Genomic DNA, 13,603 nt, shown 5'->3' on the forward strand with positions numbered 1-13,603 from the left:
GCTGCGGCGAAAAAGGATTTATGATTTCTGGCCGCTGTCGTCCATTTTCAGGACAGCCATGAAGGCTTCCTGCGGTACTTCGACAGAACCGACCTGTTTCATTCTTCGCTTTCCTTCCTTTTGCTTTTCTAGCAATTTGCGCTTTCGGGAAATATCTCCGCCGTAGCATTTCGCCAAGACGTTTTTCCGCATCGCCTTGATCGTTGAACGGGCGACAATTTTTGTGCCGATGGCAGCTTGAACCGGCACTTCAAATTGCTGGCGCGGAATCAATTCCTTCAGCTTTTCGACGATGACCTTTCCGCGCTCATACGCATAATCGCGATGAACGATAAAGGAAAGGGCGTCGATTTTTTCGCCGTTCAGCATAATATCCATTTTCACAAGCTTGGACGGTTTATATCCGATTAACTCATAATCGAATGATGCATAGCCTTTCGTATTCGATTTGAGCTGGTCGAAAAATTCATAAACGATTTCAGCCAGCGGGATTTCATAAACAATGCTGACGCGGTTTGCATCAAGATACTGCATATCGATAAACTGGCCGCGTTTACCTTGGCACAGCTCCATGACCGCTCCGACAAAGTCGTTCGGCACCATCATCGTCGCCTTGACGAACGGTTCCTCCACCCGGTCAATCTTTTGCGGATCAGGCATATTTGACGGGTTGTCGACGATGATCTTTTCACCGTCTGTCATGTAGACGTCATAAATAACGCTCGGCGCCGTCGTGATCAGATCGATTTTAAATTCGCGTTCAATCCGTTCCTGAATGATTTCCATGTGCAGCATCCCAAGGAAACCGCAGCGGAAACCGAATCCAAGGGCTTGCGATGTTTCAGCTTCATACTGCAGGGATGAATCATTGAGCTCAAGTTTTTCGAGCGCTTCCCGCAAATCGTTGTATTTCGCTGTATCGATCGGATACAGTCCGCAATAGACCATCGGGTTCAGTTTTCTGTAACCTGGCAATGCTTCCGGCGCAGGGTTCTCCGCGCTTGTAATCGTATCCCCCACACGAGTGTCCCCGACGTTTTTGATCGCAGCGGTCAAAAAGCCGACATCGCCGACCGTTAATTCGTCAACCGGAACAGCCTTAGGTGTGAACACCCCGACTTCAGTGACTTCAAACTCCTTTCCGGTCGCCATCATCTTAATTTTTTGACCGGCCTTCACCGTTCCCTGCACTACCCTGATATAGGCGACAACACCCCTGTAGGCATCATACAGCGAATCAAAAATCAAAGCTTGCAGAGGCGCATCAGGATCGCCGCTTGGAGCTGGGACCTTTTCAACGATCTGCTCAAGGATCTCTTCAATTCCGATGCCGGCTTTTGCCGAGGCAAGGACGGCTTCCGAAGCATCAAGACCAATGACGTCCTCCACTTCCTGGCGGACGCGCTCAGGCTCAGCGCTCGGCAGGTCGATTTTATTGATGACCGGCAGGATTTCGAGGTCGTTGTCGAGGGCAAGGTAGACGTTTGCCAGTGTCTGCGCCTCGATCCCCTGGGCGGCATCAACGACAAGAATCGCGCCTTCACAGGCGGCCAAGCTTCTTGACACCTCATAGGTGAAGTCGACGTGTCCCGGGGTATCGATCAGATGAAAAATATATTCCTCTCCGTCTTTTGCTTGATATTTGAGCTGTACGGAGTTCAGTTTAATGGTGATTCCTCTTTCGCGTTCTAAATCCATCGAGTCGAGCAATTGCTCTTTCATTTCTCTTTGAGTGATTGCCGCCGTTTTTTCCAATATTCGATCAGCCAGGGTTGATTTTCCGTGGTCGATATGGGCGATAATCGAGAAATTCCGGATTCTCGACTGTCTTTGCAATCGTTTGTCTTTGTCTGTCACACTTATCACTCCTACTATGAAACGCAACATGCGCTAGCTTAGATTATATCAATAGGGTTATGAAGATTCAATACGTGACAGCCTTGTGGCCGGTGCTCTGTTTTTTAAAGAAAAAAAACGAGGCGGGCGCCTCGTTTTCCGGCTATTCGGTTTTCTCTTTCACCCAGTCATAAACCGACCTGGCGGAGTTTGTAACAAAATCGGACAGCGCGCGGCCGGCAGAAGAAAAAAGGTTGAATGCTTCCAGTTGTTCAAGCTCTTTCTGTTTTTCTTCCAAATCGACTTCATGGCCGAGGATGGACGCCTCTTTTGCGTCTCCTTCGGAAACCGTGAGGGCGCCTTTTAAATCAGGGTCCTGATAGCCCTTCATTTCGATCATCCCGTTATTCGCCTGCTGCATGCCGAACAGCACACCGAAAAACATGACAGCGCAAGCCAGTATGCATTTCCCCAGAAAAGAAGCCACTTTCATCACCTGCTCCTATTGTTTTGTCTTATCGTCTTCACCTGAATTGCCATCGACCTTCTCAGCATCCCAATACATTTCGCTGAAGACGTCCGCCATGGCGTCCGCGGACCGTTCGAGTTCCTTGCGGTTATTGTCAACGCCGCCAAACTCTATTAAAATGGAGCGTTCATTTAAATCCTGGTTATAGACCCCATTATCCCCAGAAGCGCCTTTGGATATAACGCCGCGGCTTAAGCCGGGGTATTTTTTTTCAAGCCGGTCATGCAGCTCTTTCGCCAGCTTGAAGTTGGCTTCAAAATTGGAGCTTTTTTTGCCGATCACAAACGCGAGCCGTGCATAGCTTTTCCCGTTGATCGTCGTTGTCGTCGTTTTTTTGCGGGACGCATCCCTGTGAATGTCGATAAAATACTCGAGATTTTTATTTTCGGCCATCGCTTCTTTAACAACCGGTCTAGATTGGTCATATGACCGCGAATAATCCCAGCCCTTTTTCTTCAGGTTCGCCTGAACATCCGTTTTGTCAACCATCGCGCCGACGCCTTGGGATTCCAGCGCATCACCGAACATATCGCTGACAATCGTAACATTGGCCTTTGAATGAATGGCAAGATTCGGATTGGTCTCACCCTTTAAAAAGGGAAGATAGGATTCCGTATTATGGGTGTTGTAAATAAATACGACTTTGCGGTCCCCTGTGGACTGCTCAGGCGGACTTTTCTTCTCTTCTCTCTCTTTCCCGGTCCCTTCAAGCTCTGCAAGGTTTGCTTCTCTTTCTTCTTTTAACACTTCGGTCGGCGGCTGAGATTCAGATGGCATGTTCGTATAATCCGTCCCCTGCCCCGCCACGAGAATTTCTGAATCATAATGGGAAAAGCCCGGGAGCTCGCGGCCGAGAAAGCTGCGCGGATCTTTTAAATTAATGCTTGTCGCCAGCTTCAGGATCAGAGGTGAAAGCTCGAACTTCTTATGGGGTTCAGGCAGCTCGGAAGCAAAGTAGTGGTTTTCCATCCCTAAAATGCGGCCGAATGTCTCGCCCCCCAGCTCATCCGCCACCCGATACAATGTTGAAGACGGCCTTAATTCAGGACGGAGAGATGTAAGTGCTCCTGACAAAATAAAAATCAACACAAGGCTTGCGATAAACAGGAAGACCGCCTTCACCGCGTTTCTTCCATTTACAGCCAGAACCAACTGACGGTTTCTGCCTCTTCTTTTCATCATCTATCCCTCCAGAGCTTGTCTAGTAAATAGACTATGTACAAGATAGAAGAAGTAGAACAAGTTCTCGGGATTCGCAAAAAATACAAAAAGGCGGCTGTTCAGCCGCCTCTCCTTAGTGGTTGTACATCCCTTTGTTTTCCTGTGACACTTGTTCATGAAGTGCGGTGTTCAGCCCGTTTGCAATGACATTGGCCATATCATCGATAAATGTATCGACTTCTTTTGGCGTCACCATTAAATTATGGCCCAGCGGAGCAAGCACTTCATAAATAAGCTGTCTCTTTTCATCCTCTGCCAGGCCTCCGACGATGCCGAGAAACGATTTGCGCTCTTGTTCATCAGGAAGATCTTCATCAGTGAGCACTTTCTTTTTCCCAAAGCTCATCCCCGCCGGAACGAGGGAGCGGGACGGACTGTCATCTTTCATCTCCCGGCCGAAGTGCTTGAGCATATAATCGATCGTATCGCTTGTTATGGTTACCGCATCGACAACGGTCGGAACGCCGATTGCAATGACAGGGATGCCGAGCGTCTCCTTGCTCAGCTCTTTTCTTTTATTTCCTACGCCAGATCCGGGATGGATTCCGGTGTCAGAAATTTGGATGGTAGAGTTGACCCTTTCGATCGCTCTAGATGCCAGAGCATCAATGGCAATCACAAAATCAGGTTTTGAGCGGTCGATCACACCCTGGATAATATCGCTCGTCTCGATCCCCGTCAGGCCCATCACTCCAGGCGAAAGCGCGCTGACCGGACGATATCCATCCTCGACATTTTCCGGCTGCAGCTTAAACAGGTGCCTTGTGACCAATAGGCTTTCGGTGACCAGCGGTCCAAGCGAATCCGGCGTGACATTCCAGTTTCCAAGCCCTACGATCAAACAGCTGGCGTCTTTTTGGATATTTAAATAGTCCAGAAAAGCGGAAAATTCCTTTGCAAACACATTGATCACATTGTCTTGCATGTCTGAGTCCTGGTGGCGGATGCCCTGGGTCTCAAACGTCAGATAACGGCCGGCTTTTTTTCCCGACAGCTTTGCGCCTTCTTCATCAATATCCATCGTCTGGATCTTGATGCCGTCTTCTTCATACTCTTTGATTGTAAATCCTTTCAGCTTATTTGTCGGGGCAGCTTCCTTTTCCTGCGCTAAATCCTTTGCCTCAACGGCCAAATCTGTCCGCACGGTATATTGACTTAAGTCGAGCTTTTGATTGTCCATCACTAGCACTCCCTTCAAAACATTAACTGTTGTTTAGTGTTGCCCAGCCGATCTGTAAACATTCCCTTCAAGAGGTGCTTTCAAACAAAAATACTTTACATTTATATTGCAATCTAAAGGTGTGTTTGATAGAATACAATTTGTTCTATTGTGAAGATTTAACCTATCGAAAAGGAACAGAGGTTATGTCTTAGGAGGTGAAACACATTGCCAAACATTAAATCAGCGATCAAACGCACAAAAACAAACAACGAGCGCCGCGCACACAACGCTACAATCAAATCTGCAATGCGCACTGCGATCAAACAAGTTGAAACGCTTGTAAGCAACAACGAAGCAGACAAAGCGAAAGCAGCTCTTTCTGCAGCAGCGAAGAAAATCGATAAAGCAGCGAAAAAAGGTCTTGTCCACAAAAACACTGCAGCTCGTTACAAATCAAGCCTAGCAAAAAAAGTGAACGGACTTTCTGCATAATAGAAAGCTTGGCCAAAGCCAAGCTTTTTTGCTTGCCATCATAAAAACGGCTCTCTAAGAAATGAAGGGAACTTCCTTTGGAAGTTCCCTTTCTTGTCCGAAGACAGCAAATAAATTCTCGGTTATACAACTTTTCGTTACATATAATCATTCTTGATGTCTAGCTTTTAAATGTTAACCCATTTTCATTCAAAACAGCCCTTAATTTAGGTAAAGATGCCGGCCCCATACCGTGAAATTTCAAAATCTCTTTTTCGCTGTATTTTGATAGCTGCTGCAAAGAAGTTATTCCATTGTGTTCCAATGCTCGTCTGGCTGGTGCAGAGAGTAATGAAAGAAATCCGTTGTCAGGTTTGCGCTCTTGCTCACAAATCGGGCAAACAGGACAATCACTGCTTTTATAATACTGGTGTCCTTTGCTGCAAGTCCTTAAATTCTTTTTTGAGGTTGTCATTTTTACATTTCTCCCTTTCTCAATTATTATTTTCCAGCAGACGTTCAATCCTTTGCTGAATGGGCGCAAAATTGCATAAGCTCTGATAAAAGGCAGACCAAAATGTATGGCCGGACCTATATTTATTCGAACATGACAAGCAGCGAAAAATAGAAGGTATGTAAAGATTTTTAAGACAAACTCTCTTCATCATTTATTTGCCGCACAAAGTAGAGATGCTTATATCCCCAGCTGCACATACCGGTCAACACCGGCGCCAACGTTTTCCATGCTCGGTTAAACTATATTCGACCTTCGGAGGGATTTACTGACACACTTAAAACATCATGTTCAAGCTCCCGAAGCTGATTAGTCAGCATACCCTATGTAATTCCAGGGAGCATCCGGCTCAGCTCTCCGAAGCGTTTGGTGCCTTCATGAAGTAATATGAACCAGGATCAGCGTGATCCCATTTTCCCCTATGGCATCCAATGTGATGATGATCCCTTCTGTCGTCTTCATTTCTTAGACGTTTGACTTCACCTATATCAACTCCCGATTCGGTATTATCAGTTACGTTACCATATCATCCAGATTCGCGGCAGTACTCTTATTTTACATACATCGTACATTTTACCGTATTACTATGAAAAATTCTGCCGCCGTCAAAAGAACAAATAAAAGGCTGTCGAGAAAATCTCAACAGCCTGACGGCTCTCTCATCTAAGAGAACCGTTTTTTTCAATCGGACTGCAAAAGCTTCAGCAAAAACAGCTCAAGCACAAGCTGCTTGTCCTTTTTGCCTGTTTTCATTTCATAATCCATGACGGCGAGCTGCTCGATGATGCTTTTCAGCTCTTCTTCTGAAAACAGCCTCGCCTGGTCAATCGCGAGCTTAACCCTGAACGGGTGGACTTTGAGGTTTGAGGCGATTTGCTTTTGCCCGTACCCCTGCTGTGAAAAATACTTGGTCTGCATTAAGAGTCTGAACTGGTTTGCGATCAGCGCCATCATTTTGATCGGTTCTTCATTTTGCTTTAACAGGTCATAGAAAATTTGCAGCGCTTCTGTACGCTTCCGGTTCACGACTTTGTTGATCAATTCAAAAATATTTTGCTCAAGTCCTCTGGCAACGAGCTTTTTGACATCGTCAAGCGTGATCGAGTCACGATCACCGATATATGTACTCAGCTTTTTCACCTCTTGGGCAATGGCCGACAGGCTGGCATTACACAGGATGACAAGCTCCTCCGCCGCCTCTCGTTCAATGAGCTTCCCTTCTGATTTTGCAAGCCCTGCGATAAAATCGGCCGTTTCCCGGCCGTTCAGCTCTTTCGCTTCGACCATTTGGGCGTGTTTTTTCAACAGCTTGGTCAGCTTTTTACGCTCATCAAGCTTCTCATAAGGGGCGAGCAGAACAAAAACGGAATAAGGCGCCGGCTGTGCAATATAATCCTCCAGACTCCCCAGGTTATGTTCCAGTTTATCTTTCTTTTTTTCAGCTGTTAAAAAAGAAGGGTTTTTGGCAACGACAAGACGCCTCTCCCCCATAAACGGAAAGGTTTCAGCATCTTCAACGGCAAGGTCTAATGCCTCTTCTTCCAAGTCAAATACGGAAAGGTTGAAATCCTTCGTCTCTTCATCAACGACAGCTTGTCTAATCCTTTGAACCGTCTCCTGCAAAAGATACGTCTCTTTCCCGTACAAACAGTAAACAGGATGAATATCGCCTTTTTTTAAGCTTTTCCAAACATCAAATACCATCATCTGCTCTTTCCTCTCTTTTCATCCTTCCCTTCATATCGTAAATCCTGTTCAGCAATTAGTAAAGAGAGAAGCGGACTCATCCGCTCTCTCATTTATAATAAACGCCTTCTATAAACCCCCGGGTCAGTTTATAAAAGACGATGTTCATAAATTGTAGAAAACGGTCGCATACAGCTTCTAGATTTTTGTAAAGAATTGAATTATACTGGATATCAATAGGAGGGGTAAATTGTGAATGAGTTTGAAAAAGACGTACAAAGCAAACGCAACGATCTTGTAGATTCAGGTGTCGGCTTTATCGTGACTTTTGGATTTTTCGCTACAATGTTTATCATTGCCACAGTTATCCATCTCGCCGCTTAGATCGAACTTGGCGGAAAATCCGGATGCTGCTTCGAACGGGTTCCCGGCCGAAAGCTTCGCTTTTTATCAGCCCGGCTTTTTTATGACGACTGCTCAAGGCGGCAGTCTTTTTTATTGCGTGGAATGTACTTTATCATATGGGGGATGGAGCAAAAACGTTCCCTTTCCCCTGTCAAATAGGTATTGAACTGCTCCGTCGCGATCTGTCCGGTATACCTTGACGCGATGGCGTTTTAAGATGTCTAACACCTCCTTGTGCGGATGGCCGTACCGATTATGTTCCCCGGCTGAAATCAAGGCTGTCTTCGGTTTGATTTGTTTGATGAAATTCTCTCCTGTCGACCCTTTACTCCCGTGGTGCCCGACTTTCAACACATCGGCTTTCAGTTCCGGATAGGCTTTCATGATCTCCCTTTCGCCATCCTGTTCCAAATCGCCTGTTAAAAGCCATGTTAAACCACCCAGCTTCATCCACAAAACGAGTGAGCTGTTATTTTTGCTATCGCCATCCACCTTTTCCGGTGAAAGCACATAAAACTGCAAACCGCCTATGTTCAGCTTATCGCCTCTTTTGGCAGCTTTTACAGCAACCCCATGTTCGATAGCAGTGCGAAGCAGCTTTTCATCCGCCGGATCGGCCGCATAGCCTATCGGAACAACCAGCTCTTTCACCTTATGTTTTTTGATGAGTACTTCCGCTTCACCGACATGGTCTTGGTCGGCATGCGTTAAAATCAAAGCATCAAGCTGTTGAACCCCTTTGGTAGCGAGAAACGGGATAATCGCGTTTTCCGCCAGGGAAAAAGCTTTTTTTCTTTCTCTCCACGGCTCCTTTTTGAACGAAACCATTCCCCCGGTATCAATCAAAACATTCCCTTTCTGTCGGGGCCCACTGATATAGATGCTGTCACCCTGTCCGATATCAAGCATGGTAACCTCTCCATCTTGTGTGAAATGCGGCAGCATCACATGCCAGAGAAAAACGGAAATGAAAAGACAGGAAGGGATGAAAAGTTTTCGGAGGGAGACCGCATTTTCCATAGCAATAAGGAGCATACCGATGGACCCGAGATAAAAAAGCAGCTGCAGCCCATCCGGTTTGCTGGCAGCGAATGTGAACATATCTGCCGAAGATATGATTTTGACAGCCTCGTGGCTCCATCCAAGTAAAATGTCAAGGATTCCCGCCGCTATTTCCCCCGCGGGGCGAATCAACATCAGCCCCAGCAAACTGGCGAACGACAGCGGGATCACGGCAAATAAATAAAATGGTACGAAAAATAGATTCGCCAGAACACTGAGAAAGGAAAACTCCTGAAAGTGAAAAAGGAGGATCGGAAGCGAGCCGAGCTGAGCAAGAAAAGATGCAAGCAGCAGCTGCGCCGTTTTGTTTTTCGGTCTGAGCAATATGCCTTTTGAAAGAATAAAAACGAAGGATACTGCAAAGGAAAGCTGAAAACCTGCCTGAAAGAGCAGATACGGGTTGTACAACAGCAGGCCGAGGAAGGCTATGCTGAGAACATCGGCGCTTTTCAGCCGTTTTTTAGACAATGAAGAAAGCAGATAGATGTCCGACATAAACACGGCCCTCAACACGGACGGAGCTCCGCCGGTGATCACGGCGGCAGCGGGAAGTGCAAAAATCAAAATCCATTTTGCACCTTCCCTCGTAATGCCAAGACGCAGCAGGCAATAAAACAGCGCGGCGGCCAAAATGCCGACATGGAGACCCGAAATCGCTAGCAGGTGGATGATTCCAAGGCTTTGATATCCGTCAAGGACTTCCTGTTCAATGAGAAACCGATCGCCGAATATCAGCGCACATACAACCCCGGCCGCGGTTTCCGACATGTTATCTTCAATAAAATCGAGGCCTGATTTTCTGATGTTTAACAAAATGGAAGAAAGCGCGTCTTTCTGCTTGCAGTTTTTGATAGATTGAATGGCAAAGTTCCAGTGGATGCCTTGTGTGCGCAAATATTCTTTTTCATTAAATGTTCCAGGGACCGTCGCGTTTTTAGGCTTTTTCAATTCGCCTTTCATGAAACATATACTGCCGGGGCCAAGGTCGGCCAGCTTTCTTTTTTCTTCCCGTGACTGAATGGTATAGCGGGCTTTCAAGGACTCTCCGTCCGGGGTTTCGGCTTTGAAAGAAAGGCGGTCGCCGTCGATTGTTGGAACATTTCCGACTGATGCGGACGTTTGAATGGCACCCTCTTGATAGATGGAGCCGTTTAAATGGTCAATCACCAAAAAATAAATCGAGTAAAAACCGCAGCACACTGCGCAAAATAGAAAAAGGAGGTACTGTTTTCTGACCATGCTGACGGCGGCCGGCACCGATATGAACACGGCGAAGAAGAGGAATGATGAAGAGTGGGCGAAGGCAATTCCAACCGCCGCTGAAATTGCCCCGCAGGGGAGGAGTCGGTGTTTGTCCATTCCAGATTAAACATAGCTTGTGAACAGTTTGTTGGCCTGCTCATGTATGTTTTTGATTTCCTCTTCCTCAAGCCCTTTTTCAGACAGCTTCCTGATCAAATCGGCTACAAATGATAATTTCTCCTGGTTTTTCAAATCAATAATCATTTCTTCCAATTCAACCTGCTCCACTTTAACGGAAGCCTGTTCAAACAGCTCCACTGCATAAGGGTGGTTTTTATAATCCTTCGCATAATAAATCGTTTTAATTCCTGCTTGTATAATCGATTTGCAGCATTGAATGCACGGAAAGTGAGTCACATATATTTCGGCACCTTCTGTCGGAACGCCGAATTTTGCGCATTGCAGGATCGCGTTCATCTCGGCATGAATCGTCCTGATGCAATGCCCGTCCACGATATAGCAGCCTTCATCCGCACAATGGACGCCGCCTGCGATTGATCCGTTGTATCCTCCGGCTATGATGCGTTTATCTCTGACAATCGTCGCTCCCACGGCAAGCCTTGTACATGTGCTGCGAAGCGCGAGCAAATGGCTTTGCGCCATAAAGTATTGATCCCATGAAATGCGTTCCACTTGTTTTCCCTCCAAAAATACGATGTAAGCTTCCCTAAGTGTACATATGTTTATCCAAGGACGTCAATTTACTTTACCGATATTGACGATTTTATTTTTTCAAATGATTTTTCTCCAATACCTGACACATTGGTGATGTCTTCTATCGTCTGAAATGGGCCGTTTTCCTCCCGATATGTGACGATCGCTTCCGCTTTTGAAGGGCCAACACCGGGAATGTCCTCAAGCTCTTTTGCAGAAGCTGTGTTGATATTGATCGTGTTTTCCTCTTCTCCTTCTGCCAAATACGACCCTGATTCAGAATGAGCGGAGGCTTCTTCTCCTTGAAACGGAATATAAACGACCATGCCGTCCCGTAAAATGGCGGCTAGGTTGACTTGTTTTTGATCGGCTTTTTTCACGGTGCCGCCCGCTTTTTTTAGTAAATGATGAACTCTGTCACCTGCCTTCATTTCGTAAACACCGGGCTGCTTGACCGCCCCCTTCAGATCGATGACGATTTCTTCTTTTTCTTCGTTTTTCTTATCCTCTGGCAAACTTGCCGTCTTCTCAGGTGATTGCAAAGCTTCATCCGGCACACTCGAATGAGCTGAGGATAGATCGTCACCGCCCTTTGTGACGACTGCGGCGGCAATGATGACCACTAGCGCCAATCCCCCTGCCGCAAACCATTTGTATTGTTTGAGCCAATTTAGCATACAGTTCACCCGCTTTCATACATAAATTAACTGCCGCTTTCATATCGTTTAAAAGATACAGGTTGAAAAGGAGGGGAGAACGATTGAATATCGGCTTTATCGGAACAGGAAACATGGGGACGATACTCATTGAGGCGCTCATTGAATCCAAAGCGGTCATTCCCTCATCTTTAACAATCACAAACCGAACGATCGACAAAGCGTTGAACATAAAAAAACGATTTCCGGAAATCCAGGTTGCAGAGCGGCCGGAAGATGTCATTTCCGAAAGTGAAGCCGTATTGATTTGCGTGAAGCCGCTTGACATTTTTCCTTTGTTAAAACGATTGGCACCCGCGTTCACAAAAGATCAGATTCTCATCACGATAACCAGCCCGGTACAGGTCGAACAGCTGGAAGCGGTCGTTTCCTGCCAGGCGGCAAGGGTGATTCCGAGCATCACAAACAGGGCGCTTTCAGGCGTTTCACTTTTAACGTTCGGCGAAAGCTGCACCGAAGAGGCGAAAGAAAAAATCACAAATATGATGAAAAAGATTTCGATTCCGCTGGAAATCGAAAGCGGCATTACGCGAGTCGCCTCAGATATCGTCAGCTGCGGCCCCGCCTTCATCAGCTATTTAACCCAATTATTCATTCAAGCCGCTGTTGAAGAAACGGCGGTGTCAAAAGAGGACGCCATCTTGATGACGAAGGAGATGCTGGTAGGTCTTGGGAAACTCCTTGAAACAGAGCTTTACACACTGCCCGCTCTTCAGGAAAAGGTTTGTGTAAAAGGGGGTGTCACCGGGGAAGGCATCAAAGCGCTGGAAAACGGTGTCGGGGATATGTTCCGGCAGCTGTTCCGCAACACGCATCTGAAGTATGAAGAAGATATCGCCGCAGTCAAAAAGCAATTTCCCGTTTGAGCCATTGTTTCACATCTTGAACGCCTGCTCAACAATGGAAAATGGCATTTTTAAAACCATCGTCATATTAAACGATGGTTTTAGCTTTTTTAGCGATATAAAAATGCCGTTCTGTATCCGCCTCTGGTTCAAGACCGGAAAAATCGGCCGTGATCTTTTGAATGTCAAATCCGGCCTTCTCCAATAAGCGGATGTATACCTCAGTCTCAAATGTCCGTTGTTCATGGGATTCATCAAACCGTTCATAAACGCCGCCGCTTTCTACGAAAAACGTCAGGTCATGCATAACGGAATGAGCTTCTTCCCCTGCATAGCTTTGCCAGATGACGCTGATGGCCTCATCCTGGTCAGCGTACGTGCTGCCCGGAAATACAACGTCCATCTTGTAGACGGAATGGACATCAAACAACAGAAGGCCGCCGTCTTTTAACAACGAAAAAACGTTTTTAAAGGTAGCGAAAACACCTTTTTCATCAGGTAGATAATTTAATGAATCACAGCAAATGACAACGGCGTCAAATGCTCGGCCGAATCCCCCAAGCTCACGCATATCCTGCTGTAAAAATTGGATCTCCAGCCTGCGGTCAGCCGCTTTTTGCTGGGCCTGTGACAGCATATCTTCACTGAAGTCAACGCCTGTGACATCATAGCCTTTTTCGGCAAGGCGCACAGATATTTCACCTGTTCCGCAGGCCAGGTCAAGAATGCGAATATCTTCTTTCCGTTTTTCGCTGAGCGCGTTCTCTATCCATTCGACCCACTGATCGTAAGGAGCATGGGCCATCAGGCTGTCATAAATGCCGGAAAAACCTTTATAAATCATTAATTGACTCCGAATGAAAGGTCTTCAAGAGGAGCATCTCCCCACAGTTTCTCAAGGTTGTAATAACCTCTTTCTTCCTTGTGGAAAACGTGAACGACGACATCGCCTAAATCAATTAAGATCCATCTGGCTTCGTCAAACCCTTCCATTTTCTTTACGTCAATTCCATTTTCTTCAGCCTGATCCTTTATTTCCCGGGCAATGGCTTGAACCTGCTTATCAGAATTTCCGTGGCAAATCAGAAAATAATCAGCGACAAGGGAAATCCCTTGCATATTCATGGCGATGATATCTTCTGCACGTTTATCATCACAGGCTTCGGCAGCTATTTTTAATATTGAAGCTTGATCCATTCA

14 protein-coding genes and 1 pseudogene are annotated in these 13,603 nt (G+C 46.4%); 3 read left to right on the forward strand and 12 right to left on the reverse strand.

The annotated features are described in order from the left end of the window. Window positions 1-18: 18 nt before the first annotated feature. The 4 genes from lepA to gpr form a co-directional block, all read right to left on the reverse strand. Window positions 19-1,857, reverse strand: a complete 1,839-nt coding sequence (gene lepA / locus P3X63_RS14030) for a translation elongation factor 4 (RefSeq protein ID WP_026587927.1) — start codon at window positions 1,855-1,857, stop codon at window positions 19-21. Between the two features lie 142 nt (window positions 1,858-1,999). After that, window positions 2,000-2,323 carry a YqxA family protein gene (locus P3X63_RS14035; protein ID WP_026587928.1) on the reverse strand — a complete coding sequence of 108 codons (324 nt, stop codon included), beginning with the start codon at window positions 2,321-2,323 and terminating at the stop codon, window positions 2,000-2,002. 15 nt (window positions 2,324-2,338) lie between these two features. Continuing rightward, window positions 2,339-3,544 (reverse strand): stage II sporulation protein P, encoded by a 1,206-nt coding sequence (gene spoIIP, locus P3X63_RS14040; protein ID WP_026587929.1) that lies wholly within the window; start codon window positions 3,542-3,544, stop codon window positions 2,339-2,341. Window positions 3,545-3,659: 115 nt separating this feature from the next. Further along, the gene (gene gpr / locus P3X63_RS14045; protein ID WP_026587930.1) at window positions 3,660-4,766 is read right to left on the reverse strand and encodes a GPR endopeptidase; all 1,107 of its coding nucleotides are present in this window, start codon (window positions 4,764-4,766) and stop codon (window positions 3,660-3,662) included. Window positions 4,767-4,973: 207 nt separating this feature from the next. Between gpr and rpsT the strand changes: the two genes are divergently transcribed. After that, complete coding sequence (rpsT, locus tag P3X63_RS14050; protein WP_026587931.1) at window positions 4,974-5,240, forward strand: 30S ribosomal protein S20; 267 nt, start codon at window positions 4,974-4,976, stop codon at window positions 5,238-5,240. 160 nt (window positions 5,241-5,400) lie between these two features. On the opposite strand, the gene P3X63_RS14055 is transcribed toward rpsT, so the two are convergent. From P3X63_RS14055 to holA, 3 genes and pseudogenes are all read right to left on the reverse strand, one after another. Continuing rightward, entirely contained in the window at window positions 5,401-5,694 is a 294-nt protein-coding gene (locus P3X63_RS14055; protein WP_026587932.1) for an RNA polymerase alpha subunit C-terminal domain-containing protein, read from the reverse strand. Between the two features lie 170 nt (window positions 5,695-5,864). Next, window positions 5,865-6,195 (reverse strand): annotated as a pseudogene (locus P3X63_RS14060) (winged helix-turn-helix transcriptional regulator). Window positions 6,196-6,414: 219 nt separating this feature from the next. Continuing rightward, window positions 6,415-7,437 (reverse strand): DNA polymerase III subunit delta, encoded by a 1,023-nt coding sequence (gene holA, locus P3X63_RS14065; protein WP_026587933.1) that lies wholly within the window; start codon window positions 7,435-7,437, stop codon window positions 6,415-6,417. Window positions 7,438-7,671: 234 nt separating this feature from the next. Here holA and P3X63_RS14070 point away from each other — a divergent pair, with 234 nt between their 5' ends. Beyond that, window positions 7,672-7,803, forward strand: coding sequence for a YqzM family protein (locus P3X63_RS14070; protein ID WP_026587934.1), 132 nt, complete (start codon window positions 7,672-7,674; stop codon window positions 7,801-7,803). A 111-nt stretch (window positions 7,804-7,914) separates the two neighbouring features. On the opposite strand, the gene P3X63_RS14075 is transcribed toward P3X63_RS14070, so the two are convergent. The 3 genes from P3X63_RS14075 to P3X63_RS14085 all read right to left on the reverse strand — a co-directional run bounded on the left by P3X63_RS14075 (window position 7,915) and on the right by P3X63_RS14085 (window position 11,519). Continuing rightward, window positions 7,915-10,245, reverse strand: coding sequence for a DNA internalization-related competence protein ComEC/Rec2 (locus tag P3X63_RS14075; RefSeq protein ID WP_277691095.1), 2,331 nt, complete (start codon window positions 10,243-10,245; stop codon window positions 7,915-7,917). Window positions 10,246-10,251: 6 nt separating this feature from the next. Continuing rightward, entirely contained in the window at window positions 10,252-10,821 is a 570-nt protein-coding gene (locus P3X63_RS14080) for a ComE operon protein 2 (RefSeq protein ID WP_077736398.1), read from the reverse strand. A gap of 68 nt (window positions 10,822-10,889) precedes the next feature. After that, window positions 10,890-11,519 carry a helix-hairpin-helix domain-containing protein gene (locus P3X63_RS14085; RefSeq protein ID WP_277691098.1) on the reverse strand — a complete coding sequence of 210 codons (630 nt, stop codon included), beginning with the start codon at window positions 11,517-11,519 and terminating at the stop codon, window positions 10,890-10,892. An 83-nt stretch (window positions 11,520-11,602) separates the two neighbouring features. Between P3X63_RS14085 and comER the strand changes: the two genes are divergently transcribed. Continuing rightward, window positions 11,603-12,424, forward strand: coding sequence for a late competence protein ComER (gene comER / locus P3X63_RS14090; protein WP_026587938.1), 822 nt, complete (start codon window positions 11,603-11,605; stop codon window positions 12,422-12,424). A gap of 67 nt (window positions 12,425-12,491) precedes the next feature. On the opposite strand, the gene P3X63_RS14095 is transcribed toward comER, so the two are convergent. Both P3X63_RS14095 and rsfS read right to left on the reverse strand, forming a co-directional pair. Further along, window positions 12,492-13,247 carry a class I SAM-dependent DNA methyltransferase gene (locus tag P3X63_RS14095; protein ID WP_277691101.1) on the reverse strand — a complete coding sequence of 252 codons (756 nt, stop codon included), beginning with the start codon at window positions 13,245-13,247 and terminating at the stop codon, window positions 12,492-12,494. Then, window positions 13,247-13,600, reverse strand: a complete 354-nt coding sequence (gene rsfS, locus P3X63_RS14100; protein WP_026587940.1) for a ribosome silencing factor — start codon at window positions 13,598-13,600, stop codon at window positions 13,247-13,249. Before rsfS ends, P3X63_RS14095 begins: the two co-directional genes overlap by 1 nt. Between the last annotated feature and the right edge of the window lie 3 nt (window positions 13,601-13,603).

Source organism: Bacillus sp. HSf4 (assembly GCF_029537375.1).
Lineage (GTDB): Bacteria > Bacillota > Bacilli > Bacillales > Bacillaceae > Bacillus > Bacillus sonorensis_A.

Bases quoted from the DNA above. Each gene is read 5' to 3' on its own strand.
- spoIIP (WP_026587929.1), bottom strand. From the start codon at position 3,544: ATGAAAAGAAGAGGCAGAAACCGTCAGTTGGTTCTGGCTGTAAATGGA.
- gpr (WP_026587930.1), bottom strand. From the start codon at position 4,766: ATGGACAATCAAAAGCTCGACTTAAGTCAATATACCGTGCGGACAGAT.
- P3X63_RS14055 (WP_026587932.1), bottom strand. From the start codon at position 5,694: ATGACAACCTCAAAAAAGAATTTAAGGACTTGCAGCAAAGGACACCAG.
- holA (WP_026587933.1), bottom strand. From the start codon at position 7,437: ATGGTATTTGATGTTTGGAAAAGCTTAAAAAAAGGCGATATTCATCCT.
- P3X63_RS14075 (WP_277691095.1), bottom strand. From the start codon at position 10,245: ATGGACAAACACCGACTCCTCCCCTGCGGGGCAATTTCAGCGGCGGTT.
- P3X63_RS14085 (WP_277691098.1), bottom strand. From the start codon at position 11,519: ATGCTAAATTGGCTCAAACAATACAAATGGTTTGCGGCAGGGGGATTG.
- P3X63_RS14095 (WP_277691101.1), bottom strand. From the start codon at position 13,247: ATGATTTATAAAGGTTTTTCCGGCATTTATGACAGCCTGATGGCCCAT.
- rsfS (WP_026587940.1), bottom strand. From the start codon at position 13,600: ATGGATCAAGCTTCAATATTAAAAATAGCTGCCGAAGCCTGTGATGAT.